Origin of the sequence: Pseudomonas folii (assembly GCF_014357575.1) — a bacterium.
Taxonomy (GTDB): Bacteria; Pseudomonadota; Gammaproteobacteria; order Pseudomonadales; family Pseudomonadaceae; genus Aquipseudomonas; species Aquipseudomonas folii.
This window is the reverse complement of the sequence record NZ_JACONW010000004.1, coordinates 54412-76292: the sequence shown is the minus strand read 5'-3', so window position 1 is coordinate 76292 and position 21881 is coordinate 54412. Positions and strand designations below refer to the sequence as shown.

Below are 21881 nucleotides of genomic sequence, written 5' to 3'. Positions count from 1 at the left end.
CGGTCCCACGTCATCAGTAAATCTTGTAGTAGCAGGGCTGCCCGCGATTGGATTTACAGGTTATCGCGGGCAAGCCCGGCTCCCATAGGTTCGGCGCAGTTCTGCAAACCAGGATCACGTTTACAGGGAAGGTTTACAGGCAGGCTGTATCAAGATATGTCACGAATCTTTAATATTGTCTTCCGCTCTGCTGCCAGTCTGGTTTCCTGTGAAGTTCAAACTGCCCACTACCGCCACCGCTCCATTTTGCCCATCGGCTGTCACCGACAGCGTTGCCATTCCGGCCAATGCCTCGTTGGCGCGCAAGATGCTGTTGTTTATCGGCCCTGGCCTGCTGGTTTCCATTGGCTACATGGATCCGGGCAATTGGGCCACCGCTATTGAAGCCGGGTCGCGATTCGGTTACGCGTTGTTGTTTGTGGTGCTGCTGGCGAGTCTGTCCGGCATGGTCTTGCAGAATTTGTGTTCGCGATTGGGCATCGCCACTGGTCGAGACCTGGCGCAATTATCCGCCTCGCGTTACAGCCCAGGCGTTGCGAAAGGGCAGTGGCTGCTGGCGGAGCTGTCGATCCTTGCCACTGATCTCGCTGAAGTGCTTGGCGCAGCGTTGGCGTTTCACCTGTTGTTAGGTGTGTCGATCACCACCGGGGTTGTCCTTACCGCTTTCGACACAGTAATCGTGCTGGCACTGCAAGGTGCCAATTTCCGCCGCCTGGAAGCCATCATACTGGGCCTGATCGCCACGATTGGTGCCTGCTTCACGGTAGAGCTGGTGCTGATCAAACCGTTCTGGCCGGACGTCGCCGCAGGTCTGAAGCCAAGCTGGGATGTGCTCAGCAATCAGGAGCCGCTGTACCTGGCCATCGGTATTCTCGGCGCAACGGTCATGCCTCATAACCTCTACCTGCATTCGTCATTGGTGCAGACCAGGGTCAATGGTGACGATGACGCCAGCAAAGCCAGCGCGATCAAGTTCGCGCGACTGGACACCATTGCGTCCTTGAGCCTCGCGCTGTTGATCAACGCCGCGATCCTGATTCTCGCAGCGGCCGCGTTCCACAAGAGTGGGCACACCGATGTGGTGGAAATTCAGGATGCTTACCACCTGCTGGATCCTTTGGTGGGCGGGGCGGTAGCCAGCGTTTTGTTTGGTATCGCCTTGTTGGCGGCCGGACAGAGTTCGACGTTCACCGGCACCATCGCCGGGCAAGTCGTGCTTGAAGGCTTTCTCCAGGCGAAGATTCCGTGCTGGCAACGTCGCTTGATCACTCGTGGTCTGGCCTTGATCCCGGCGCTGATCGGGGTGATCTGGCTGGGCGATGGCGCGGTAGGCAAGATGCTGGTGCTCAGTCAGGTTGTGCTCAGCCTGCAACTTCCATTTGCACTGTGGCCGCTGATCCGCTTCACCAGCGACCGGCAATTGATGGGACCGTTCGTCAACAGCCTCACCGTCAAGATTGCGGCCTGGGGCCTGTTTGGATTGATCTCGGCTGCGAATCTGACGTTGATGTGGTTTTGGGTGAGCTGAAAGCGCTGAACTTTTATCCTGTAGGAGCTGCCGAAGGCTGCGAAAGCGTTATATCTGACACACCCTCTTCGCAGCCTTCGGCAGCTCCTACAATGACCTTGCTGATTGCGAGTTGCCCTGTGTACTCCTAAAAATGGAGCGGCTATTGACCAGCACAGCTTCACTTACGCGTCCTGATGCAAGCCGCCAAGGCCAGATCTTCGAAACCGATCTCCCGGCACGGCTGGATCGTTTGCCCTGGGGGCGTTTTCATACCCTCCTGGTGTTTGCCCTTGGCATCACCTGGCTACTCGACGGTCTTGAAGTGACGCTGGCAGGTTCGGTGTCCGGTGCACTAAAAAGCAGTCCGGCGCTGCAGATGTCCAATAGCGATATTGGCCTGGCAGGGGCTGTGTACATTGCCGGGGCGGTGCTGGGCGCGTTGTTGTTCGGCTGGCTGACGGACCGTCTGGGGCGACGCAAGCTGTTCTTCATCACGTTGCTGCTGTATGTCGGTGCCACGGCGGCAACTGCCTTCTCGTTCAGTCTGGGCAGCTTCCTGCTGTTCCGTTTTCTTACGGGAATGGGCATTGGCGGTGAGTACACCGCGATCAACTCGACCATCCAGGAGTTCACCCCGGCGCGCTACCGGGGCTGGGTCGATTTGACCATTAACGGCACGTTCTGGCTCGGTGCGGCGTTGGGCGCCGGTGGCTCGATCGTGTTGCTGGATCCGCAGTGGGTAGGCGGCGACCTCGGCTGGCGGCTCTGTTTCGGCATTGGCGCGGCATTGGGGCTGCTGATTCTGTTCATGCGCCTGTGGTTGCCGGAAAGCCCGCGCTGGCTGTTGATCCATGGGCAAACCGAGGAGGCGACACGCATTGTTGAGCAGATCGAGAACCGCCTTCGCGCGCAAGGCCACGAACTTGCGCCGTTAACGGGTAAACCCTTGCGCCTGCATGCCCGGGATCACACGCCCATCAGGGAAATCTTCCACACCCTGTTTGTCAGCTTCCGTCAGCGAGCGCTGGTGGGTATGACGTTGCTGACCGCTCAGGCATTTTTCTACAACGCGATCTTCTTCACCTACGCGCTGGTGCTCACCGATTTCTACAACGTGCCCGCCGAGCAAGTCGGCTGGTACGTGTTGCCGCTGGCACTGGGTAATTTTTGCGGCCCACTGTTGCTGGGGCGGCTGTTCGACGTGATTGGCCGCCGAGTGATGATCAGCCTGACCTACGCAGTGTCCGGTGTGTTATTGGCCATCAGCGGTTATCTGTTCCAGCAGGGCTTGCTCGACGTCACACAGCAAGCGGTGGCCTGGATGGTGATTTTCTTCTTCGCCTCGGCGGCGGCCAGTTCGGCGTACCTGACCGTGGCGGAGACCTTCCCGCTGGAGATCCGCGCCTTGGCGATTGCAGTGTTCTACGCCTTCGGCACCGGCTTGGGCGGGATCATCGGGCCGACACTGTTTGGTGAGTTGATTCAGACCCAGGACCGCAGCAACGTGCTGATCGGCTACCTGATTGGCGCAGCACTGATGCTGATTGCCGCGGGAGTGCAGGGGGTGTGGGGCGTTGCGGCTGAGCGCAAGTCTCTGGAGGATGTCGCCCGGCCGTTATCCCAGGCCAAAGACTGAATCAGCAATCGATGCGCTGGGCGACATCGCGCAAGTCATCTACGGACGCTTGCAGCTTGTCGATCTGCTGACCGACCTCTTTTGCATCTCGCGCATGAACGGAGTGTTGCAAATACAGCAGGTGCCCGGATAAATGCAGGGAAACACCTTCGAGATCGTCAGCAGTGCTGTGCAGATCGCTCTGGATGTTTTTCAGTTCTTCGATTTTCAACAGAGACTCCAGAAGTCAGGGGCCGAATGGCATTGACGTCCAGGTCAAGGTCAACCATCAAAGCAAAAAGATGGCTAATTGATATATTGCGCAAATTTATCACATTTGTCGCGTGCTTTTTATTCGTCTTCCAGATCGGACTCGGAGTAGGAGTCCAGCAAAGCAGCCAATGCCAGAGTGCGTTGCAGCCCCGTCGTGGTTTGCATGATCTGGGCAACAGCTTCAATGGCCGCGGCCTTGGCCTGTTCCCGCTCTGCTTCTGTGTTGTTCGGCGTCGCGTCCTGAGCCGCGGCGATGATCGATTCTTCAAAACTGTTCATGGGTTGCGCTCTGCAAATGAAGGCACCTGACGGCTGGCTTGTCATGACCGGCTGTCCAATGCGGGCCATTCTGCCTGATTCCTGCCACGAGAGTCAGTGGGCACGGCTCAGTGGGTGATTTTATTCAATACGCCGTCGACACCGATCCTTACCTTGATCACGTCATTTCAGATCAATTTGAAGGTGTTCAAATGAGTGTGTTGGTGTCCATGGCAGCCTTTGCGCTGGCTTCCTCAATCACCCCGGGACCGGTAAATATCGTGGCATTGAGTTCGGGGGCGCGTTACGGCCTGGGCTCGGCGCTGCTGCATGTCACTGGTGCCACGCTGGGGTTCACGCTGTTGTTGATTCTGATCGGCTTCGGCCTGCATGAAACGCTCCTGCATTTGCCGTTTCTGACCCTCGCAATCAAGTGGGCCGGGGTGGCTTTTCTGCTGTATATGGCCTGGAAACTGGCCCTGGATAACGGGCAGCTGGATGTTGAGCGTGAAGGTGACAAGCCGTCGATGCTGGTGGGGGCGGTGATGCAGTGGCTGAATCCCAAGGCGTGGCTGGCGTGTATTGCCGGGATGGGAGCGTTTGTTGCCAGTGGCGAAACGCGGCTCATCTGGCAGTTCGCGGCGATCTATTTCGTGATCTGCTATCTCTCCCTGGCGTGCTGGGCGTTTGCCGGGACCTTCCTGCGTCAGTACTTGAAAAGTGCGTTGGGCATCCGCGTCTTCAACCGCAGCATGGCGCTGTTGCTGGTGGGCTGCGCGGTGTACTTGATGGCGTACTGATCGATTATTGCAGGCGATATTGCCCTGGCGTAGCGGCCAGATGTTTCTTGAATGCCCGTTGGAAGTGCGCCTGATCGGCAAAACCCAGTTCATGGGCCACGTCGGCAATCAGGCTGCCGTTTTTGAGCTGCGTGCGAGCGTGCTGGATGCGGCGGTTGATCAGGTACGCGTGGGGCGTCATGTGGTAGCGCTGTTCGAAAGCGCGGATCAGGTACGAACCGGACAAACTGGCCGCGTTGCACATGTCTTCGAGGGTAATGGGCCGTTTGAAGTTGTCATTGATGTACTGCGCCGCGCGCTCGACCCGCTGGGTTGCCAGCTCCGGGCGAATAGAGTGGGTGCCCAGGGTGTGCTGCATTTGGCTGAAGAACGCGATTGCGGTGCATTGCTTGTGCAGAACCTCAGCCTGACAGTCGATCAGTGTCGCGTAGAGGTTGTTCAGGCCCCTGAACAGGCCCGGGGCAGTGCTGTGGGTTTGCGCAATTGGCTGGAAATCATGGTTTCCATCAAGACCCAGTTCATGTTGCAGACCGGTCAGCCACTGGGTATCGACGTACAGCATCAGGTATGACCAATGCTGATCGGCAATGGGATTGCAGGCATGGACGTCGCCGGGGTTCATCAGCACCACTGTGCCCGCACGCACGTGCTGGCTGCTTTTCTCATGCAGGTAAGTGCTTTGCCCGGCAGTGATCGCCCCGATGGAAAACACTTCATGGGAATGCTTGGCATAACACAGCTTGCGCCCATCGCCCACCGAACGTGCCTCGATGAAAGGCAACTGCTCGTCACGCCAGAAGTAGGGCGCTTGTGGTTGTGGATTCATGGGGTTATCGATCCGTCAGCAATTTTTCATGAGTGATCGGTCGTGGGACCGGCTTTAGCCGGGAAGAAGAGCTTACAACCGATGAATTTGCGGTGTGTGAAATGCCCCTTCCCGGCTAAAGCCGGTCCCACGTCGTCCGGTACGACGAGAGCAAATGGCGCTTCCAGAGATTAGCGCATCTTAGCCAACATCAAAACGTTTGCAGCAAAGCCTGCAGCCGGTCCAGTGCCGGGTCGATGTCCAGGGTTTCGATGGCGCCAAAGCCCAGATAGATTCCGGTGCGATCAGGTGTGGACTGGTAATACGGCGTCAGTGAGTAAATGCCGACGTCATGCTGGCGAGCCTGTTTGATGAGCTGCTCGACATCCAGTGGCACCTTGCACCACAGCGCCATGTGAAAGCCCGCCGTGGCCGGAATGGCTTCAAACCAGGGCGCAAGGTCCGTCGCCAGCCGCGAAAGAATGCGTTCCCGACGCCCGGCGTAGATCCCGTGGCAGCGACGAATATGTTTTTGCAGTAAGCCGTCGTCGATAAATTTAGCCAACGCCCATTGATTCAAGGTGCTGGTGTGCCAGTCGGTCAATTGCCGGGCCTTGATCACTGCTGCGTAAATGGCGGCGGGCAACACGGCGTAACCCAGACGCAGCTCCGGCAACAGGGTTTTCGAGAACGTCCCGACGTAGGCGACTATGCCGTGGCGATCCATGCTCTGCAGCGAGTCGGTGGGCTGGCCTTCGTAGCGGAATTCGCTGTCGTAGTCATCCTCAATGATGATCGCGCCGATACGCCGCGCTTTGTCCAGCAAGGCCTGACGACGGGCCGCGGTCATGGGCATGCCCAGTGGCATCTGGTGCGACGGCGTGACGTAGATAAGCCGTGCATCTTCCGGAATTGCATCCACCTGCATGCCGTCGGCGTCCACCGGAACGCCAATCACTTTTGCGCCTTGGGCGGAGAATAATAGACGGGCCGGTCTATAACCCGGATCCTCCATGGCAACGTGACAGCCGGGCTCGATCAGCACTCGTGAAATAAGGTCCAGCGCCTGTTGCGCGCCATTACACACAACAATGTCATCGGCCACGCAACGCACGCCGCGGGCGAACGCGATATGTCCGGCAATGGCCTTGCGCAGAATCTCCAGGCCTTGTGGCTGACTGTACAGACCGGGTGTTTTCGCCAGTTGCCGCAAGGCATGCTGCACGCAGCGTCGCCATTCTTCAGCGGGAAAATGACTGTGACTGACCGCGCCGCCAATGAAGTCGCCGCGTCGGGTGTCCTCTACAGCAGGGTGGCGCAGGCCCAGCTCCAGGCTTTGCCATTTCTCCAGAACTGCCGCACTGGCGAGGTCACAGGTTTCCTGCTTGCGGGACTGCGCGGTCGCCAGGCTGTTGACGAAGGTGCCGCTGCCCCTCTTGCCCACCAGAAAGTTCTCGTAGGTCAGGCGTGAGTAGGCGTCCGAGATGGTTTTACGTGACAGACCCAGTTGCACCGCCAACAGACGGCTGGGCGGCAACTGCACACCCGCGGCGAGCCGACCGGATTCGATGTTGTCACGCAATTGGTCGTAGAGCTGGTTTGCCAGGTCCTTGCGACCTTTGATGACAATGTGCAATTCCATCGCTTGCTCCGGGCCAACCGCGACGCACGGTTTGAAAGGCCGCTGATTCTTTCAGGGCTCTCCGGGCTCGGCAATCAGCTTCGGTAGAAGTGTTTCAAAGGCAGGAGGTATTTAGCATGCTGGAGGAGGGGTAGCTGGATTAACGGGATGCGCAGAGAGGAGTTGAGTGGTGTGTACGCAAAATTGTAGTAGGAGCTGCCGAAGGCTGCGATAGCGGTTCATCAGACATATCGTTTCTCAGCCTCCGACGGCTCTCATCAAACACAAAATAACTATTTGAATTCAGCTACTTTTTCGTAGGAGTGAGCTTGCTCGCGATGGCGGTCGAACTGTTGAGAAATTATCGCCTGACCAAACGCCATCGCGAGCAAGCTCACTCCTACAGGACCCAGTGTTTACCGCGAGACAGCGCGGTGTCACGCACACCGGGGCCACTCCTGCAATTCAAGTGCTCTTACTTCTTCTTAACCGGCACGATTTCAGTGATTTGCCCGTTGGTGAGCTGTACCTGCACATATTTGTCGTGGATCTGCACCCACTGGGATTCTTTGGCCGGCTCTTTCAGGCCACGCTTGCTCCAGTCTTTCAGACCTTCTTCAGGACGGCGGAATTTCTCAGGCGCGCGGGAGCCGAGTTCCAGATCATGCATGTTGTCCTTGGACTTCTCAATGGTCGGCTCTGGGGCATCGGCAGCCTGGACTGACAGGCTGGTCACAGACACACAGCCAAGAATTGCCAGACAGGCGACGAGTGATTTGCTCTTCATATACAGCTCCTAAGGCTCAGTGCGTAATGCGCTGTTCGTAGCTCTAGGACAACTGTCGAAAAAAATCATTCGGTTTCATTGCTGGGTTATGGCTGATGGGTCGTCGATCCGTGAACCAGTGCTCGCCCTGACGACGCAGGGCGAGCAATGGGGGGCGTCAGCTTTTCAGCGTTTGCGCGACGACAGTTGCAAGCGGCGTAGTGGGGCGACCAATCAGGGCGCTCAACTGGCGACTGTCATCGAATAGAGCACCCTTGGCTGCGGCTGCATCCGAGTCGGCCAGCAGTTCAGCGACGCTACCTGGCAAGCCAGCCTGAATCAGTGCGGCTTGAAAATCGGCCTGCGGCAAGTCGTTATACGGCACGGTTTTGCCCGTCTGCTTCGATATCTCGGCGGCAAAGTCGCTCAGGGTGTAAGCGTCGTCACCTGCCAACTCATAAACCCGACCGGCCTGGTTTTCAGTCGAGGTCAACGCCGCTACGGCTGCGTCCGCATAGTCAACACGGGTGGCTGAGCTGATACGGCCCTGAGCGGCGCTGCCGAACACTGCGCCATGTTCCAGTGCCGCCGGGATACTCGCGGCGTAGTTCTCGGTATACCAGCCATTGCGCAACAGTACGAACGGCACGCCGGACTTCTGCAGCGCCGCTTCGGTCTGGCGATGTTCTTCCGCAAGCCCCAGCAGCGAAGTGTCAGCATGCAAAACGCTGGTATATGCCAGCAGCTTGACGTTGGCACGTTTCGAGGCGTCGATCACCGCCTGATGCTGCGCGGCACGTTGGCCGATTTCATTGGAAGAAATCAGCAGAATCTTCTCGGCACCTTTGAACGCGCTGTCCAGCGTTGAAGCTTGCGAGTAATCGGCGTGACGCACCTGCACGCCCAATGCGGCGAGGTCAGCGGCTTTTTCCGGGCTGCGCACGGCGGCGATGATTTGTCCTGCAGGAACGCTGGCCAGCAGCTTTTCAATGACGAGACGGCCCAATTGGCCGGTTGCTCCGGTAATGACGTACATGCTCGGTTCCTTCAATGTATTCAAGGGAAGCCAGAGCATAGACATGATGCTAACCTTTCGTAAGTACGTACGAAAAGGTAAGTGTCATGAATGGATCAGAGCAGCAAAGCCGTTCACTGCTCGCGGCAGTGATGGAGGCGCGGGCGGGCGAGTTGATGGCGGCGGATTGTCCGTCGCGGATCGTGCTCAATCACGTTTGCAGTCGCTGGGGCGTATTGGTGCTGGTGGTGCTGCGCAGCGGTATGCACCGCTTCAGTGAACTGCGCCGCAAGATTGGCGGGGTCAGCGAGAAAATGCTCTCGCAGACATTGCAGCATCTGGAGGGTGACGGTTTCGTCGAGCGCAAGGCATTGCCGGTGGTGCCGCCACACGTTGAATACCGCCTGACGCCGCTAGGTGAGGAAGTGGCGTTGCAGGTCGAGAATCTGGCGAACTGGATCGAGGGTAATCTGCCGCGCATCATGGCGGCGCGAGAGGAAGTGGATTCAGTCAGATTGACCTGAGACTTGTTGGAGCGAGGCTTGCCCGCGAATCAGTCAATGCGGTGAATCAGATGCACAGCGTTATCGTTTTTCGCGGGCAAGCACCGCTCCCACAGGTCCTCCGCAATTTCTGAGACCAGCTTCACCCAGACAAAAAAATGCCCGGCGACATGGCGAGGCCGGGCAAAGGGGAGGTGAATCGTTTATTTCGGTTGCAGCGCCTCGCGGACGGTTTTCACGTCTGCACTGGACACCGCAGGGGCGGCGTTACCCCAACTGTTGCGCACGTAGGTCAGCACGTTGGCGACATTGTCATCGGACAGCGCCCAGCCCAGTGCAGGCATCGCCGGTGCGGTGGGCGCAGCATCGGTCGCTCCGGCGCGACTGCCTGCCAGCACCACGCGAATCATCGACGATGGGTCAGCACTGTTGACCAGTGGCGCCATAGCCAGTTTCGGGAACAGGTTCTCTGTACCTTCGCCATTGCCTACGTGGCAAGCCGAACAGCGGTCGGCATAGATGGTTTTGCCTGAGACCATGGCCGGATCTTTCGCGTCCAGCGCCTTGGGTGGTTCAGCCGGTTTTGCGCCATCCTTGAGGTACACCGCCACAGCCATGAGGTCGGTATCCTTCCAGTGTTGCGAAGAATGCTCGACTTCTTCGGCCATAGGACCTGAGGCAATGTCGAAGCGGTTGGCACCGGTCTTCAGGTACTTGACGATGTCTTCCTCGGTCCAGCTACCGATACCGCTGTGGGCGTCGGCGGTGATGTTTGGCGCGACCCAGTTCTGCAGGTTGGCACCGGTCAGGAACTGATCGTTCTTGTCGCCACCCGTCAGGCCTTTAGGCGTGTGGCAGGTGCCACAATGCCCCAGACCCTCCACCAGATAGGCGCCGCGATTCCACTGCTCGGACTTCTGCGGATTGGCTTTGAATTCGCCTTCCTTGAAGTTCATCAGGTTCCACGCCAACAAGCTGGTGCGCACGTTGAACGGGAAGGGCAGCTGGTTGGTTTCAACCTTGTTGTCCACCGCATCCAGCGTTTGCAGGTAGGCCCAGATCGCCTGATTATCCTGACGGGTGACCTTGGTGTAGGCGGTGTAGGGCATTGCCCCGTACAAACGCTTGCCGTCCAGGCCGTGTCCCTTGGACATGGCGTTCTGGAAGTCGTTGAAGGTCCAGCGACCGATGCCTGTGACCGGATCTGGCGTGATATTGGCCCCCAGCAGTTTGCCGAACGGCGTATCAAGCACCACGCCCCCGGAAAACGCCGGTTTGCCGGGCAAGGTATGGCAGGCGGTGCAGTCGCCCAGGGTGGTCAGATACCGGCCTTGTTCCACCAGGTTGTACGAGTCGGCCCCGGTGGCGGCGTGTGCGACGTTGAGGGTCAGGCCCAATACGCCGACGCAGACAGAGAGAAGAGTCTTCATGCCGGGATCATCTCCCCAGGGCGTTTCAAATATCGGGTGCGAATCGCATCGGCGGCCTTGAAGGCCAGTGCTGCGACAGTGCCGGTGGGGTTGTAGCCGGGGTTCTGCGGGAAGGCCGACGAGCCAACCACGAACAGGTTCGGTACATCCCAGACCTGCAGGTATTTGTTCACCGAACTGGTCTTCGGATCAGCCCCCATGATGAAACCGCCGACGATGTGCGACGACTGATAGGGCGAGCTGTTCCAGTGCCCGGTCTGCGCTTTCGGGACGGTCTGTAGCGGGTTCATGCTCTTGGCGATTTCCTGAACCTTGCCCGTCACGTACGCGGCCATCTTCCGGTCGTTTTCCGGGAAGTCGAAGGTGATGCGCAACAGCGGCCGACCATGGGGATCCTTGTAGGTCGGGTCCAGTGACAGGTAGTTGGTGCGGGTCGCGTAACTACTGGCTTCACAGCCGATGGACATGGTGTTGGCGTAGTTCTTGACTGTCGCCTGCTTCCACTGTGAACCCCAAGCGGGTGTGCCCGGCGGCACCGGACGCGCGTCAATGGGCGCGGCGCCGATGGGCGTTACCCGCGTGCTGCCGCCGCCGACAAAACCCAGACCCGAGTGGTCGAAGTTGTCGTTGTTGAACTCGTCGATACCCATGCCGATGGCACCGCCGCCAATGAACGGGTTGAAGTTCTTGTCATCGAAGAACATCTGCACGCTGTTGGCGGTCTGGTACGCGTAGTTGCGACCGGTGGTGCCGGTATTGGTCACCGGATCGTAGGGCTTGCCGACGCCGGAAAGCAGCATCAGACGCACGTTTTCGAAGATAAATGCGCTGATGATGACCAGGTCTGCGGGTTGCTCGAACTCTTCACCATTGGCATCGACGAAGATGATCCCGGTGGCACGCTTGCCGGTGCTGTCCATGGTCACGCGCAGCACTTCACAGTTGGTCTGGGCGGTGAAGTTGGGCTTGCGGATCAGGACCGGCAAGACCGTGGTGATGGCGCTGGCCTTTGAATAGTTGGCGCAGCCATAGTTGGTGCAGAAACCGCAGAAGGTGCATGCACCCATGGTCACGCCCAAGGAGTTGGTGTAAGCCCGGGAAACCAGTGCCGAGGGCACCGGAAACGGTTTGTAACCGAGGTTGCGGGCAGCTTCGGCAAATAGCGTTGGCGCATAGGTCTGTTCGGTTGGCGGGTTCGGGTATTCCTCCGAGCGGGCACCTTCGAAGGTGTTGCCGCCTTCCTGAATCACGCCCTTGATGTTGCCAGCCTTGCCGGACACACCGGCCAGTCGGTCGAATTTGGTGTAGAACGGCTCCATCTCCTCCCAGTCGGTGCCCCAGTCCTGCAGCGTCAACTCGGCAGGCAGCTCTTTGCCGTAACGCTCGGTCAGGTAGCTGTGCAGACGGAATTCATTGGGCTGAAAGCGGAAAGTAATGCCCGCCCAGTGGTTGCCCGCGCCGCCAGTGCCATTGCCTGGGTGGAAAGACCCCCACGTGCGCATCGGCAGTGCGGTTTCAGTGACGTTGTTGCGAATGGTGCAGGCGTTTTGTTTTGGGCGAACCATCAAGTCCTGACGGCGGCTATAGCGCAATTCGTCAGTTGCCGAGGCGATGTTGAAGTCCGCAGCCGTGTCGCGCCACGGGCCGCGTTCGAAGCCAATGACGCTCAAGCCTTCATCGGCGAGTTCATTGGCAATGATAGATCCGGCCCAGCCGAGTCCGACAACCACCACATCGGTGGAAGGTAGTTTTCTAGCCATGTCGATTAACCCTTCTTTTGCCAGGCAGAGCTGCCGATGATCGATATCGGTGTGAGGTCGAGCTTCTGGTTATGCCGTCCGACGTAATCGCGGTAGTCATAACGGGCGCCGGGAAAGCCGATCATTTTCCACGACACCATGTCGCGGTTGCCGCCGTAGACGGGGTCGGCAAAGAAGCCTTCCATGGTGTTGCCCAGCACTTGCTGGAAGAACAGCTTCGCGTCGATGCCTTCGAGCTCCACTGCACCTTTTTCCAGGCTGGTAAGAACCTTGTCCCGCTCTTCGTCGCCCAGGGCGCTGAAGGTTTTCTGAAACTGCTTCTGGCAGTACCGGGTCAGGGCAGCAATGCCGAGGCGATAACGCTCACGGGGCACCAGTGGCGATTGATCACCCTGCATCGGCGTACCGTTTTCGAACGGGCCCTGCATGTACAGGCGATCAAAAGTGCCGTACTCACCCGCCAGCTGGCGGTCGATGAAGACGGCGCATCCGGCGTCTTTACCGCTGACGCTGAGGTCATCCGCAGGGATCAGGCGCTCGACGATGGCTTCGACTTCATGGGCTTCTTCAGCTGTGAAGAACTGCCAGCCCGGCGTTTCGTAATGCATCGGGCCGTTGTGATCGAAAGGCACCCATTGCGGCACGCCAGTGAGGGTGGCGGCCTTGGCGCTGGCGGCGGCCCCGGCGGCCAGGGTGGTGGCAGAGGACACCAGCAGTTGGCGGCGGGTCAGGCCTTTTGGTGGCAGGTCAGGCATTTTTTGAGGCTCCTGCGAACGCATACGACAGGAGCGGGTCCCATCGGCAGTTGGCGTGTCGCGGTCAATACACGGTGTCTGTCCGACTGAGGGACACTGAAAACTCACGTGAGGGTGTGACATTAGGTCTCTGGCAAATCGGTAAGCCCGAAGCGCATGCTAAGCAGGCAGCAGCCAGATTCCGCGATCATCTTTTCCGCACGTCCGCCATGATAGATATGTTGCCAAACGTTGCGCCGCACTCATTTCACAATGGACTGTTGCGCTCAGGGTAATAATCTTCGGCTGTTTCTCGACCGTTCATGCCAATCAGACAAGACAAATCCTCCGTGAACAGGCACTTCTTGGTATCGTGCGCACCCTGTCGTGCACGGAAATATCTCCTCATACATTTTTCTGCGCGGCCAGTGTGCGGCTATCAGGTGCCTCGCCAACAAGTTGGCTCCTACAGATCGTGCGCAACACCCTGTAGGAGCCAACTTGTGGCGAAGCGTCGTGTCAGGCAATGCACATCGCGAATTTTTGCCATTTAAAGAGAAGCTGTAGAAATGCCCGATCCAATTCCTTTGAAGGATCACGAAAAAGATGCCCGGCTGGTCAACAAGCGGTTGATCGCCTGCGCATTGCTCGTGGCCATCTTGAGCGCGTGTCTCGTGGCGCGGATGTATTTCCTGCAAGTCACCGAGTTCGCCTATCACTCGACCATCTCTGAAAACAACCGTGTACACGTTCTGCCCATCGCCCCCGAGCGCGGTTTGATCTACGACCGCAACGGCGTGGTACTGGCGGATAACCGGCCCAGCTACAACATGACGCTGACTCGTGAGCGGGCAGGGGATTGGCACAAAGTCATTGATGAAGTGATGGTGCTGCTCAAACTGCCCGAGGAGGAGCGCATCCTCTTCGATAAAGACCTCAAGCAAGTGCGTCACCCGTTCGAGCCCGTGACCTTGTTGTACGAGCTGACCGAAGAGCAGATCGCCGTGCTGGCGGTGAATCAGTACCTGTTGCCGGGCATCGACGTCGAGCCTCAGTTCGTGCGGCATTACCCGTTGGGCGCGCACTTTGCCCACTCCATAGGGTACGTCGGGCGGATCAACGAGAAAGAAGCCAAACAACTGGATTCAGTTGAATACCGCGGCACTCAGTCCATCGGCAAGACCGGCATCGAACGGTTCTATGAGTCCGAATTGCACGGCAAGGTCGGCTATGAAGAAGTCGAGACCAATGCGCAGGGACGAGTGTTGCGGGTGCTCAAACACACCGACCCCGTACCGGGCAAGAACATCACGTTGAGCCTGGATATTCACCTTCAGGAAGCGGCGGAAGCTGCGCTTGGAGATCGCCGTGGTTCGGTGGTCGCGCTGGAGCCGGCCACCGGTCAGGTGCTGGCGATGGTCAGCAAACCAAGCTTCGATCCAAACCTGTTTGTCACCGGGATCAGCTTCAAGGAATACGCGGCGTTGCGAGATTCCATCGATCGCCCGTTGTTCAACCGGGTCCTGCGTGGCCTCTATGCACCGGGCTCGACCATCAAGCCGGAGGTGGCGATTGCCGGTCTCGACAGCGGCGTCGTGAACGCCTCGACCAAAGTCTTCGACCCCGGTTATTTCCAGTTGCCGGATTTTGATCACAAGTACCGCAACTGGAACCACAGCGGCGATGGCTGGGTGGACATGGACGCGGCGATCATGCGTTCCAATGACACCTACTTCTACACCCTGGCGCACAAGCTGGGCATCGACCGCATGTACGACTACATGACCATGTTTGGTCTGGGCCAAAAGGTCTCGCTGGACATGTTCGAGGAGTCAGCGGGGCTGATGCCGTCGCGGCAATGGAAACGTGCCACCCGACGTCAGGCGTGGTTCCCCGGTGAAACCGTGATTCTCGGCATCGGTCAGGGCTACATGCAGGTCACGCCGTTGCAACTGGCGCAAGCTACGTCGTTGATCGCCAACAAGGGCGTTTGGGTGCGCCCACACCTGGCCATGGAAGTCGGCGGTAGCGCTCCGGTGGACGAACACCCGATGCCGAACATCGTGCTGCATGATCCCGGCGAGTGGAATCAGGTCAACATCGGCATGCAGATGGTCATGCACGATCCCCGCGGCATCGCCCGTGCAGCGGCGCAGGGCGCGCAGTACCGCATCGCCGGTAAAAGTGGTACCGCGCAGGTGGTGGCGATCAAGCAGGGCGAGCGCTATGACCGCGCCAAGACCCTCGAACGCAATCGGGACAACGCCTTGTTCGTCGGTTTTGCACCGGCCGATCATCCGAAGATCGTGGTGGCAGTCATGATCGAGAACGGCGAGGCGGGCGGTCGGGTCGCCGGCCCCGTCGTCAGGGAAATCCTCGACGCCTGGCTGCTGGACAAGGATGGCAAGCTTAAACCGCAATATGCGGCACCGGCCAAACCGGGTGAACCACATGTGTAGGTTTTCAGCTTAGGCACTGTCTCTTCTGCTGACTGCTTTAGGTAGGAGGCAACGTGTTGGCGAGAAGGCTTGATGCGGTGAATCAGTCCTGCCGCCTCGCGAACAAGTTCGCTCCTACCGAGTAGCGCACGCCGTCAGGTAGGGGGCAACTTGTTGGCGAGAGGGCTTGATGCGGTGAATCAGTCCTGCCGTCTCGCGAACAAGTTCGCTCCTACCGTGTAGCGTACGCCGTCAGGTAGGGGGCAACGTGTTGGCGAGAGGGCTTGATGCGGTGATTCAGTCCTGCCGTCTCGCGAACAAGTTCGCTCCTACCGGGTAGCGCACCCCGTCAGGTAGAAGGCAACTTGTTGGCGAGAGGGCTTGATGCGGTGATTCAGTCCTGCCGCCTCGCGAACAAGTTCGCTCCTACCGGGTAGCGCACGCTGTCGGGTGGGGGCAACTTGTTGGCGAGAAGGCTTGATGCGGTGATTCAGTCCTGCCGCCTCGCGAACAAGTTCGCTCCTACCGTGTAGCGCACGCCGTCAGGTAGGAGGCAACTTGTTGGCGAGAGGGCTTGATGCGTTGACTCAGGTCAGACCGTCTCGCGAACAAGTTCGCTCCTACCGGGTAGCGCACACTGTCGGGTAGGAGGCAACGTGTTGGCGAGAGGGCTTGATGCGGTGACTCAGGTCGACCGTCTCGCGAACAAGTTCGCTCCTACCGTGTAGCGCACGTTGTCAGGTAGGAGGCAACTTGTTGGCGAGAAGGCTTGATGCGGTGATTCAGGTCGACCGCCTCGCGAACAAGTTCGCTCCTACCGGGTAGCGCACGCCGTCAGGTAGGAGGCAACTTGTTGGCGAGAAGGCTTGATGCGTTGACTCAGGTCGACCGTCTCGCGAACAAGTTCGCTCCTACCGTTGAGTTCGGGATAGTGCACCACAAGCTGAACTGTGCGCCCCACAGCCTGTCGATGACTGATGCGTACCAAGACACTGGCTACGTTTTCCATCTGTCTCGACAAGGAAACCAGCATGTCCAAAACCATTGCCGATCACCTCGCTCAAACCCTCGCCAGTGCTGGCGTCAACCGTATCTGGGGGGTGAGCGGCGACAGCCTCAATGGCCTGACCGATAGCCTGGAAAGAATCGACTCCATCCGCTGGATGCACACCCGCCACGAAGAAGTCGCAGCCTTCGCCGCCGGTGCTGAAGCGGCGAGCACGGGCAAGCTGGCGGTGTGCGCGGGCAGTTGCGGGCCGGGTAATCTGCACTTGATCAACGGACTCTATGACTGCCATCGCAATCAGGTCCCGGTGCTGGCGATTGCCGCACATATCCCGTCGTCGGAAGTCGGCCTGGGCTATTTTCAGGAAACCCATCCCCAGGAACTCTTCAAGGAGTGCAGCCACTTCGTCGAACTGGTCAGCACCCCAGAACAATTTCCCCGTGTGCTGGAGCGCGCCATGCGTGCCGCGATTGGTCAGCGTGGCGTTGCGGTGATTGTGTTGCCAGGCGACGTCGCCCTGAGCGATGCCCCTGACGCGCTGGCCAAGTGGGTGGCGACCGCGCCTCCGGCGGTCACGCCGAGCGAGCCGGATATCCAGCAACTGGCCGAGATCCTCAATGAATCCAAAGCGGTCACCTTGTTGTGCGGTGCCGGTTGCGCCGGGGCCCATGACGAGATGGTCGCCCTGGCCGACCGCCTTGGCGCGCCCGTGGTGCATGCTCTGCGCGGCAAGCAATACGTCGAATATGACAACCCGTTCGATGTCGGCATGACCGGGCTGATCGGTTTCAGCTCGGGTTATCACGCCATGCTGTCCTGCGACACGCTGGTGATTCTGGGCAGTAGTTTTCCGTACCGGAATTTCTACCCGACGGACGCCAAAATCGTCCAGATCGACATCGACCCCACCGCCTTGGGCCGACGCACGCCGATTGCCCTGGGATTGACCGGCGGCGTGAAAGAAACCCTTGCCGCGCTGCTGCCCAAACTGAATCGTCAGGAAGACCGCCGTTTCCTCGACAAGGCGCTCAAGCATTACGCCAAGTCACGGGAAGGGCTGGATGATCTGGCCACGCCGTCGGCGCCCGGCAACCCTATTCATCCGCAGTACCTGACCCGTTTGATTGACGAGCAGGCGGATGCCGATGCCATCTTCAGCGTCGACGTCGGCACGCCAACGCTTTGGGCGGCGCGCTACCTGCACATGAACGGCAAGCGCAGTTTGCTGGGCTCGTTCAACCATGGCTCCATGGCTAACGCGATGCCGCAAGCGCTGGGGGCAAAAGCGGCGCATCCGGATCGTCAGGTGATTTCCCTGTGCGGTGATGGCGGATTGTCGATGCTGATGGGCGATCTGCTCAGCGTGCGTCAGCTGGACCTGCCGATCAAAATGGTGGTGTTCAACAACAGCTCGCTGGGCTTTGTGGACATGGAAATGAAAGCCAGCGGCTACGTTCCTCATGGTACTGATCTTTACGAGACCAATTTCGCCGGTATTGCTTTGGGCGCTGGCATTCTGGGTATTCGCGTGGAGAGTGCTGAAGAGTTGCCTGCTGCCTTGCGCAAGGCGTTCGATCATCCGGGGCCGGTATTGCTGGATGTCGTCACCGCCAAACAGGAACTGGGCATCCCGCCAAAAATCAAACTGGCCCAGGCCAAAGGCTTTAGCCTGTACATGATGCGCGCCGTGTTGAGCGGGCGTGGGGATGAGGTGTTTGAGTTGGTGAAAACGAATTTGCGTTGATCTGCTTCCTGCCCTGATGCGCTGCCGAAAGGCCGTAAAGACGCCGCGTGCGAAACGCGGTCTTTCTGGCTTTTCGGCGGCGTTCCGCTGAAATTTTTGCCCGTTGAAAGCGCATTTTTCATTTCCCCTGCACCTTTCTGAGTCGCAATAAAAGCCGCTGAAATATCCTGCAAAAAAAGCATTGTGCTGGCTGGAAAGTGAATGTTATGTTGATAACAAGATTTGGTTTTTTGAGTTATTTCTAACATTTTACAGGCGCTTCAGGGATGCCGCAATCAGCATGAATGCCACGGAAAAACACACTTTTCTCGAGATACTCGAACAGCGCTTTACCGAGCTGACGCCTACGGGCAAGCGCATCGGGGGCTACCTGCTGGCCAATCCTCAGCAGCTGCCGTTCGAGACCGCGGACAGCATCGCGCAGCAGACCGGCACAACCGGCATTTCAGTCGGCCGGTTCTTCCGTTCGCTGGGCTATCGCAACATTGATGACGTGAAGCAGAGTCTTCGTGGCGACTCCACGGGGAGTTGGTTGCTGACAGACCGGCTCGGGGCATTTCGCGAGGAAAGCATTCTCGGTGATGCTCTGGACCGTTCGCTGACTCGTGAGCTGGAAGCCATCCAGCATGTCTACGGCCTGGCCCGCAGTGATACGTTCGCAACCATTGTTGAACGTATCTACAGTGCTGACGCCGTGTTCATCATCGGCATTCAGACCACCCGTGGCATTCTCAATGCCTTCTTCAGCCATCTGGAATACATCCGTCCGCAGGTGTACTACGTGGACGGCTTATCGGGTACGTATGCCGAGTCGCTGAACTCAGGTTTCAAAAATCCCTACGCACTCATTGCGGACTTCCGCACTTACTCCAGCATGACCCGCAAATTTTGCGAGGTCGCCAGTGGCCAGGATTTGCCCTTGGCGTTGATCACCGATTTCCATTGTCCCTGGGCGCGGGATTACTCCATGGACCTGTTGCAGTTGAAGTCCGACGTCGGGCAGTTCTGGGACTCACCCGCACCTCTGGCCTGCCTGTTCAACCTGATGGTGTCCGCTGTGGCCGAGAAATACGGTGAGCGGCTTGACCAGCGCCTGGCGAAGAACCGTCAGTTGCAAGAGCTTTTCGGTCAGTTCGAATGAATGGCCCATTCATCATGTTCTTCGCTGTTTTTGTTAATGGAGTGTTTGAGTGAATAACGGCCCACTTGTCGAAGTCGATGCCCACGCGCTAGAGGTCCAGATCGACCTGATTTATGCCGGTGCCGACAACCTCGCTGGCAAGGTGATTTATCAGGACCCGCGTTGTTTGCTGCATGTGGACGCTGAGCGTTGCCTGCGCATGGCAAGCCGGTTGGCCCGGCAGGCCGGTTATCGCTTGAGGATATTTGATGCCTACCGTCCGCCGTATGCGCAGTTTCTGTTATGGGAGGCGCTGCCTAATCCTGAGTACGTCCGCGATCCGGGGCTGGGGTCACACCACAGTCGTGGCGTTGCGGTCGACCTTACGCTGATTGATGCCGACGGCCAGCCGTTGGACATGGGCACCGGGTTTGACGACATGCGTGAGCCTTCCCATCAGTTCTTCAGTGATCTGCCACCGCAGGTGCAGCGTAATCGCCTGATGCTTTTGGGGATCATGCTTGCTTCCGGTTTTACCTGGATCGACAGCGAATGGTGGCATTACGAGTTGCCCGACGCTGAGGATTATCCGCTGATCGACGATAAGACGCTCCAGCCTGTCGGCCATTGAGATACGCGCTCAACAGCGCTGCATGACAACAGTATTCAAAAACAAATGACCGGGGCGTTGATGATTCCCGGCGTGAATTCGGCAAGACCTGCACTGCAGTGATTGCCCGTTTCGGACGTGAGTCCGAGTTTTAACTGCCCGGTATAGCTTCAATAAAAAACCTGACGAACTTCCACATATCGAATGATCAAGGAACCGGCATGAATCTGATTTTCACTCCGCGCCTCAATCCGCGCTCCCTTGCCATGGCATTGCTCTGTACGGCCATGGGGCTGGGGGCCTGGCAGTCTGCAAGCGCTGCTGCTCCCAAGGACGTTTTGATGATCGGCAAACCCGCCGACCCGCAAACCCTGGATCCTGCGGTCACCATCGATAACAACGACTGGGCGGTGACTTATCCGGCCTATCAGCGGCTTGTGACCTATAAGGTTGAAAACGGCAAGGGCAGCACCGAGGTCGAGGGCGAACTGGCCTCCGGCTGGACCACTTCGGCGGACAGTCTGGTCTGGGAATTCAAACTCAAACCCGGCAACAAGTTCGATGACGGAAGCGAAGTCAGTGCAGAAGCCGTCAAGTTCTCCTTTGACCGGGTCATGAAGCTCAAGCAAGGCCCGTCGGGTGCGTTCCCCGATGACATGGTGGTGTCGGTGGTCGATCCGTCGACCGTGCGGTTTACGCTCAAGACCCCCTATGCGCCTTTTCTCTCGACACTGGCCCATAACGGCGCTGCAATTGTGAACCCTGAAGTGGCGAAGAAAAGCGAAGGTGCTGAGGCTTACCTGTCGACCCATACCGCAGGTTCCGGTGCATTCAAACTGGTCGGCTGGCAGAAAGGCCAATCATTGACCATGGAGCAGAACAGCTACTACGCCGGACCCAAGCCAACCCTTAACAAGGTTGTGGTGAAAATCATTGGTGAGGCGTCGGTGCGGCGTCTGCAACTGGAGCGTGGCGATCTCGACATTATTGAAGATATGCCGGAGGACCAACTCGATGCCCTGAGCAAGAAGCCTGGCGTCGTGATCGGTGATTACCCGTCCTTGCGCGTGACGTTGCTGTATCTGAACACCAAGAAAGCGCCGATGGACAATCCCGATGCACGCCGTGCCATCGTTGACGCTCTGGATTACGACGGCATTATCAACGGTCTCCTGAAAGGCAAAGCCAAGCCCATGAACGGGCCGATTCCACAGGGCATGTGGGCTTACGATGAAAAATTGCCAGTGCCCAGGCAGGACCTGGCCAAGGCCAAGGCAGACCTCGCCAAGGCGCCGTCCAAAATCAGTTCGCTGAATTTCATGTATTCAGACAAGGACCCGAACTGGGAGCCTATCGGCCTCACCCTGCAAGCTGGCCTGGCGCCGCTGGGCGTTAATCTGAAACTGGAGAAGCTGGCTAACGCCACGATGCGTGAGCGTTTGGGCAAAGGTGATTTCGATGTCGCTATCGGTTCGTGGAGCCCGGATTTCGCCGACCCCTACATGTTCATGAATTTCTGGTTTGACTCCAAATTGCAAGGTCTGCCCGGCAACCGCTCATTTTATGAGAACCCTGCAGTGGACAAGCTGATTCGTGAATCTGCGGCCACCAACGACGCAGCCAAACGCACCGAGTTGTATCAGCAGGCTCAGAAAATTGTCCTTGATGACAGCGTCTACGCCTACCTCTACCAAAAGGCTTACACCTTGCCGATGCGCGATACGGTCAAAGGCTACGTGTTCAACCCGATGCTGGAGCAGGTGTTCAACGTCGGTACGATCACCAAGTAATACGTCACGGACTCAACATTTCTACCGTTAACGTTCGGCGCTCCCTTTTGATCCTTAAAGGGAGTGCTGCGACGCCGTGCCCA

At 58.3% G+C, this 21881-nt stretch carries 18 protein-coding genes; 9 read left to right on the top strand and 9 right to left on the bottom strand.

What is annotated here, in order from left to right:
* The first annotated feature begins 220 nt into the window (after positions 1 to 220).
* Positions 221 to 1528: an Nramp family divalent metal transporter gene (locus tag H8S59_RS02065; protein WP_187520333.1), complete on the top strand. Its 1308-nt coding sequence runs from the start codon at positions 221 to 223 to the stop codon at positions 1526 to 1528.
* Between the two features lie 145 nt (positions 1529 to 1673).
* Positions 1674 to 3146: an MFS transporter gene (locus H8S59_RS02060; protein ID WP_246475006.1), complete on the top strand. Its 1473-nt coding sequence runs from the start codon at positions 1674 to 1676 to the stop codon at positions 3144 to 3146.
* A gap of 1 nt (position 3147) precedes the next feature.
* Here the strand turns inward: H8S59_RS02060 and H8S59_RS02055 are convergent, their stop codons facing one another.
* Entirely contained in the window at positions 3148 to 3357 is a 210-nt protein-coding gene (locus tag H8S59_RS02055) for a hypothetical protein (RefSeq protein WP_095098902.1), read from the bottom strand.
* Positions 3358 to 3476: 119 nt separating this feature from the next.
* Positions 3477 to 3677: a hypothetical protein gene (locus H8S59_RS02050; protein WP_027900216.1), complete on the bottom strand. Its 201-nt coding sequence runs from the start codon at positions 3675 to 3677 to the stop codon at positions 3477 to 3479.
* A 191-nt stretch (positions 3678 to 3868) separates the two neighbouring features.
* Between H8S59_RS02050 and H8S59_RS02045 the strand changes: the two genes are divergently transcribed.
* The gene (locus H8S59_RS02045) at positions 3869 to 4456 is read left to right on the top strand and encodes a LysE family translocator (protein ID WP_164581481.1); all 588 of its coding nucleotides are present in this window, start codon (positions 3869 to 3871) and stop codon (positions 4454 to 4456) included.
* 4 nt (positions 4457 to 4460) lie between these two features.
* Here the strand turns inward: H8S59_RS02045 and H8S59_RS02040 are convergent, their stop codons facing one another.
* The 4 genes from H8S59_RS02040 to H8S59_RS02025 form a co-directional block, all read right to left on the bottom strand.
* Positions 4461 to 5282, bottom strand: a complete 822-nt coding sequence (locus tag H8S59_RS02040) for an AraC family transcriptional regulator (protein ID WP_187520323.1) — start codon at positions 5280 to 5282, stop codon at positions 4461 to 4463.
* 190 nt (positions 5283 to 5472) lie between these two features.
* Entirely contained in the window at positions 5473 to 6903 is a 1431-nt protein-coding gene (gene pdxR, locus H8S59_RS02035; RefSeq protein WP_187520322.1) for a MocR-like pyridoxine biosynthesis transcription factor PdxR, read from the bottom strand.
* 454 nt (positions 6904 to 7357) lie between these two features.
* Entirely contained in the window at positions 7358 to 7669 is a 312-nt protein-coding gene (locus H8S59_RS02030) for an RcnB family protein (protein WP_187520321.1), read from the bottom strand.
* A 157-nt stretch (positions 7670 to 7826) separates the two neighbouring features.
* Positions 7827 to 8684, bottom strand: a complete 858-nt coding sequence (locus tag H8S59_RS02025) for an SDR family oxidoreductase (protein WP_187520320.1) — start codon at positions 8682 to 8684, stop codon at positions 7827 to 7829.
* Between the two features lie 131 nt (positions 8685 to 8815).
* Between H8S59_RS02025 and H8S59_RS02020 the strand changes: the two genes are divergently transcribed.
* Positions 8816 to 9187, top strand: a complete 372-nt coding sequence (locus tag H8S59_RS02020; RefSeq protein WP_425504541.1) for a winged helix-turn-helix transcriptional regulator — start codon at positions 8816 to 8818, stop codon at positions 9185 to 9187.
* Between the two features lie 182 nt (positions 9188 to 9369).
* On the opposite strand, the gene H8S59_RS02015 is transcribed toward H8S59_RS02020, so the two are convergent.
* From H8S59_RS02015 to H8S59_RS02005, 3 genes are read right to left on the bottom strand one after another with little or no spacing between them, the layout of a single operon-like run.
* Positions 9370 to 10596 (bottom strand): c-type cytochrome, encoded by a 1227-nt coding sequence (locus H8S59_RS02015; protein WP_187520318.1) that lies wholly within the window; start codon positions 10594 to 10596, stop codon positions 9370 to 9372.
* Positions 10593 to 12356 carry a GMC family oxidoreductase gene (locus tag H8S59_RS02010; RefSeq protein WP_095098924.1) on the bottom strand — a complete coding sequence of 588 codons (1764 nt, stop codon included), beginning with the start codon at positions 12354 to 12356 and terminating at the stop codon, positions 10593 to 10595. Before H8S59_RS02010 ends, H8S59_RS02015 begins: the two co-directional genes overlap by 4 nt.
* Positions 12357 to 12361: 5 nt before the next feature.
* Positions 12362 to 13111, bottom strand: coding sequence for a gluconate 2-dehydrogenase subunit 3 family protein (locus H8S59_RS02005; RefSeq protein WP_187520317.1), 750 nt, complete (start codon positions 13109 to 13111; stop codon positions 12362 to 12364).
* A gap of 548 nt (positions 13112 to 13659) precedes the next feature.
* Between H8S59_RS02005 and mrdA the strand changes: the two genes are divergently transcribed.
* The 5 genes from mrdA to H8S59_RS01980 all read left to right on the top strand — a co-directional run bounded on the left by mrdA (position 13660) and on the right by H8S59_RS01980 (position 21798).
* On the top strand, positions 13660 to 15549 hold the full coding sequence (mrdA, locus tag H8S59_RS02000) for a penicillin-binding protein 2 (protein ID WP_187520316.1): 1890 nt from the start codon (positions 13660 to 13662) through the stop codon (positions 15547 to 15549).
* A gap of 1010 nt (positions 15550 to 16559) precedes the next feature.
* Positions 16560 to 18278, top strand: a complete 1719-nt coding sequence (poxB, locus tag H8S59_RS01995) for a ubiquinone-dependent pyruvate dehydrogenase (protein ID WP_187520315.1) — start codon at positions 16560 to 16562, stop codon at positions 18276 to 18278.
* Positions 18279 to 18558: 280 nt separating this feature from the next.
* Positions 18559 to 19419 (top strand): MurR/RpiR family transcriptional regulator, encoded by an 861-nt coding sequence (locus tag H8S59_RS01990; protein ID WP_095098937.1) that lies wholly within the window; start codon positions 18559 to 18561, stop codon positions 19417 to 19419.
* 49 nt (positions 19420 to 19468) lie between these two features.
* Positions 19469 to 20029, top strand: a complete 561-nt coding sequence (ddpX, locus tag H8S59_RS01985) for a D-alanyl-D-alanine dipeptidase (protein WP_187520314.1) — start codon at positions 19469 to 19471, stop codon at positions 20027 to 20029.
* A gap of 200 nt (positions 20030 to 20229) precedes the next feature.
* Entirely contained in the window at positions 20230 to 21798 is a 1569-nt protein-coding gene (locus tag H8S59_RS01980; RefSeq protein WP_187520313.1) for an ABC transporter substrate-binding protein, read from the top strand.
* Positions 21799 to 21881 lie beyond the last annotated feature (83 nt).

Excerpts from the sequence above, each read along its gene's own strand:
- H8S59_RS02050 (WP_027900216.1), bottom strand. The coding sequence starts at position 3,677 with ATGAACAGTTTTGAAGAATCGATCATCGCCGCGGCTCAGGACGCGACG.
- H8S59_RS02045 (WP_164581481.1), top strand. The coding sequence starts at position 3,869 with ATGAGTGTGTTGGTGTCCATGGCAGCCTTTGCGCTGGCTTCCTCAATC.
- H8S59_RS02040 (WP_187520323.1), bottom strand. The coding sequence starts at position 5,282 with ATGAATCCACAACCACAAGCGCCCTACTTCTGGCGTGACGAGCAGTTG.
- pdxR (WP_187520322.1), bottom strand. The coding sequence starts at position 6,903 with ATGGAATTGCACATTGTCATCAAAGGTCGCAAGGACCTGGCAAACCAG.
- H8S59_RS02030 (WP_187520321.1), bottom strand. The coding sequence starts at position 7,669 with ATGAAGAGCAAATCACTCGTCGCCTGTCTGGCAATTCTTGGCTGTGTG.
- H8S59_RS02025 (WP_187520320.1), bottom strand. The coding sequence starts at position 8,684 with ATGTACGTCATTACCGGAGCAACCGGCCAATTGGGCCGTCTCGTCATT.
- H8S59_RS02020 (WP_425504541.1), top strand. The coding sequence starts at position 8,816 with ATGGAGGCGCGGGCGGGCGAGTTGATGGCGGCGGATTGTCCGTCGCGG.
- H8S59_RS02015 (WP_187520318.1), bottom strand. The coding sequence starts at position 10,596 with ATGAAGACTCTTCTCTCTGTCTGCGTCGGCGTATTGGGCCTGACCCTC.
- H8S59_RS02010 (WP_095098924.1), bottom strand. The coding sequence starts at position 12,356 with ATGGCTAGAAAACTACCTTCCACCGATGTGGTGGTTGTCGGACTCGGC.
- H8S59_RS02005 (WP_187520317.1), bottom strand. The coding sequence starts at position 13,111 with ATGCCTGACCTGCCACCAAAAGGCCTGACCCGCCGCCAACTGCTGGTG.
- mrdA (WP_187520316.1), top strand. The coding sequence starts at position 13,660 with ATGCCCGATCCAATTCCTTTGAAGGATCACGAAAAAGATGCCCGGCTG.
- poxB (WP_187520315.1), top strand. The coding sequence starts at position 16,560 with ATGTCCAAAACCATTGCCGATCACCTCGCTCAAACCCTCGCCAGTGCT.
- H8S59_RS01990 (WP_095098937.1), top strand. The coding sequence starts at position 18,559 with ATGAATGCCACGGAAAAACACACTTTTCTCGAGATACTCGAACAGCGC.
- H8S59_RS01980 (WP_187520313.1), top strand. The coding sequence starts at position 20,230 with ATGAATCTGATTTTCACTCCGCGCCTCAATCCGCGCTCCCTTGCCATG.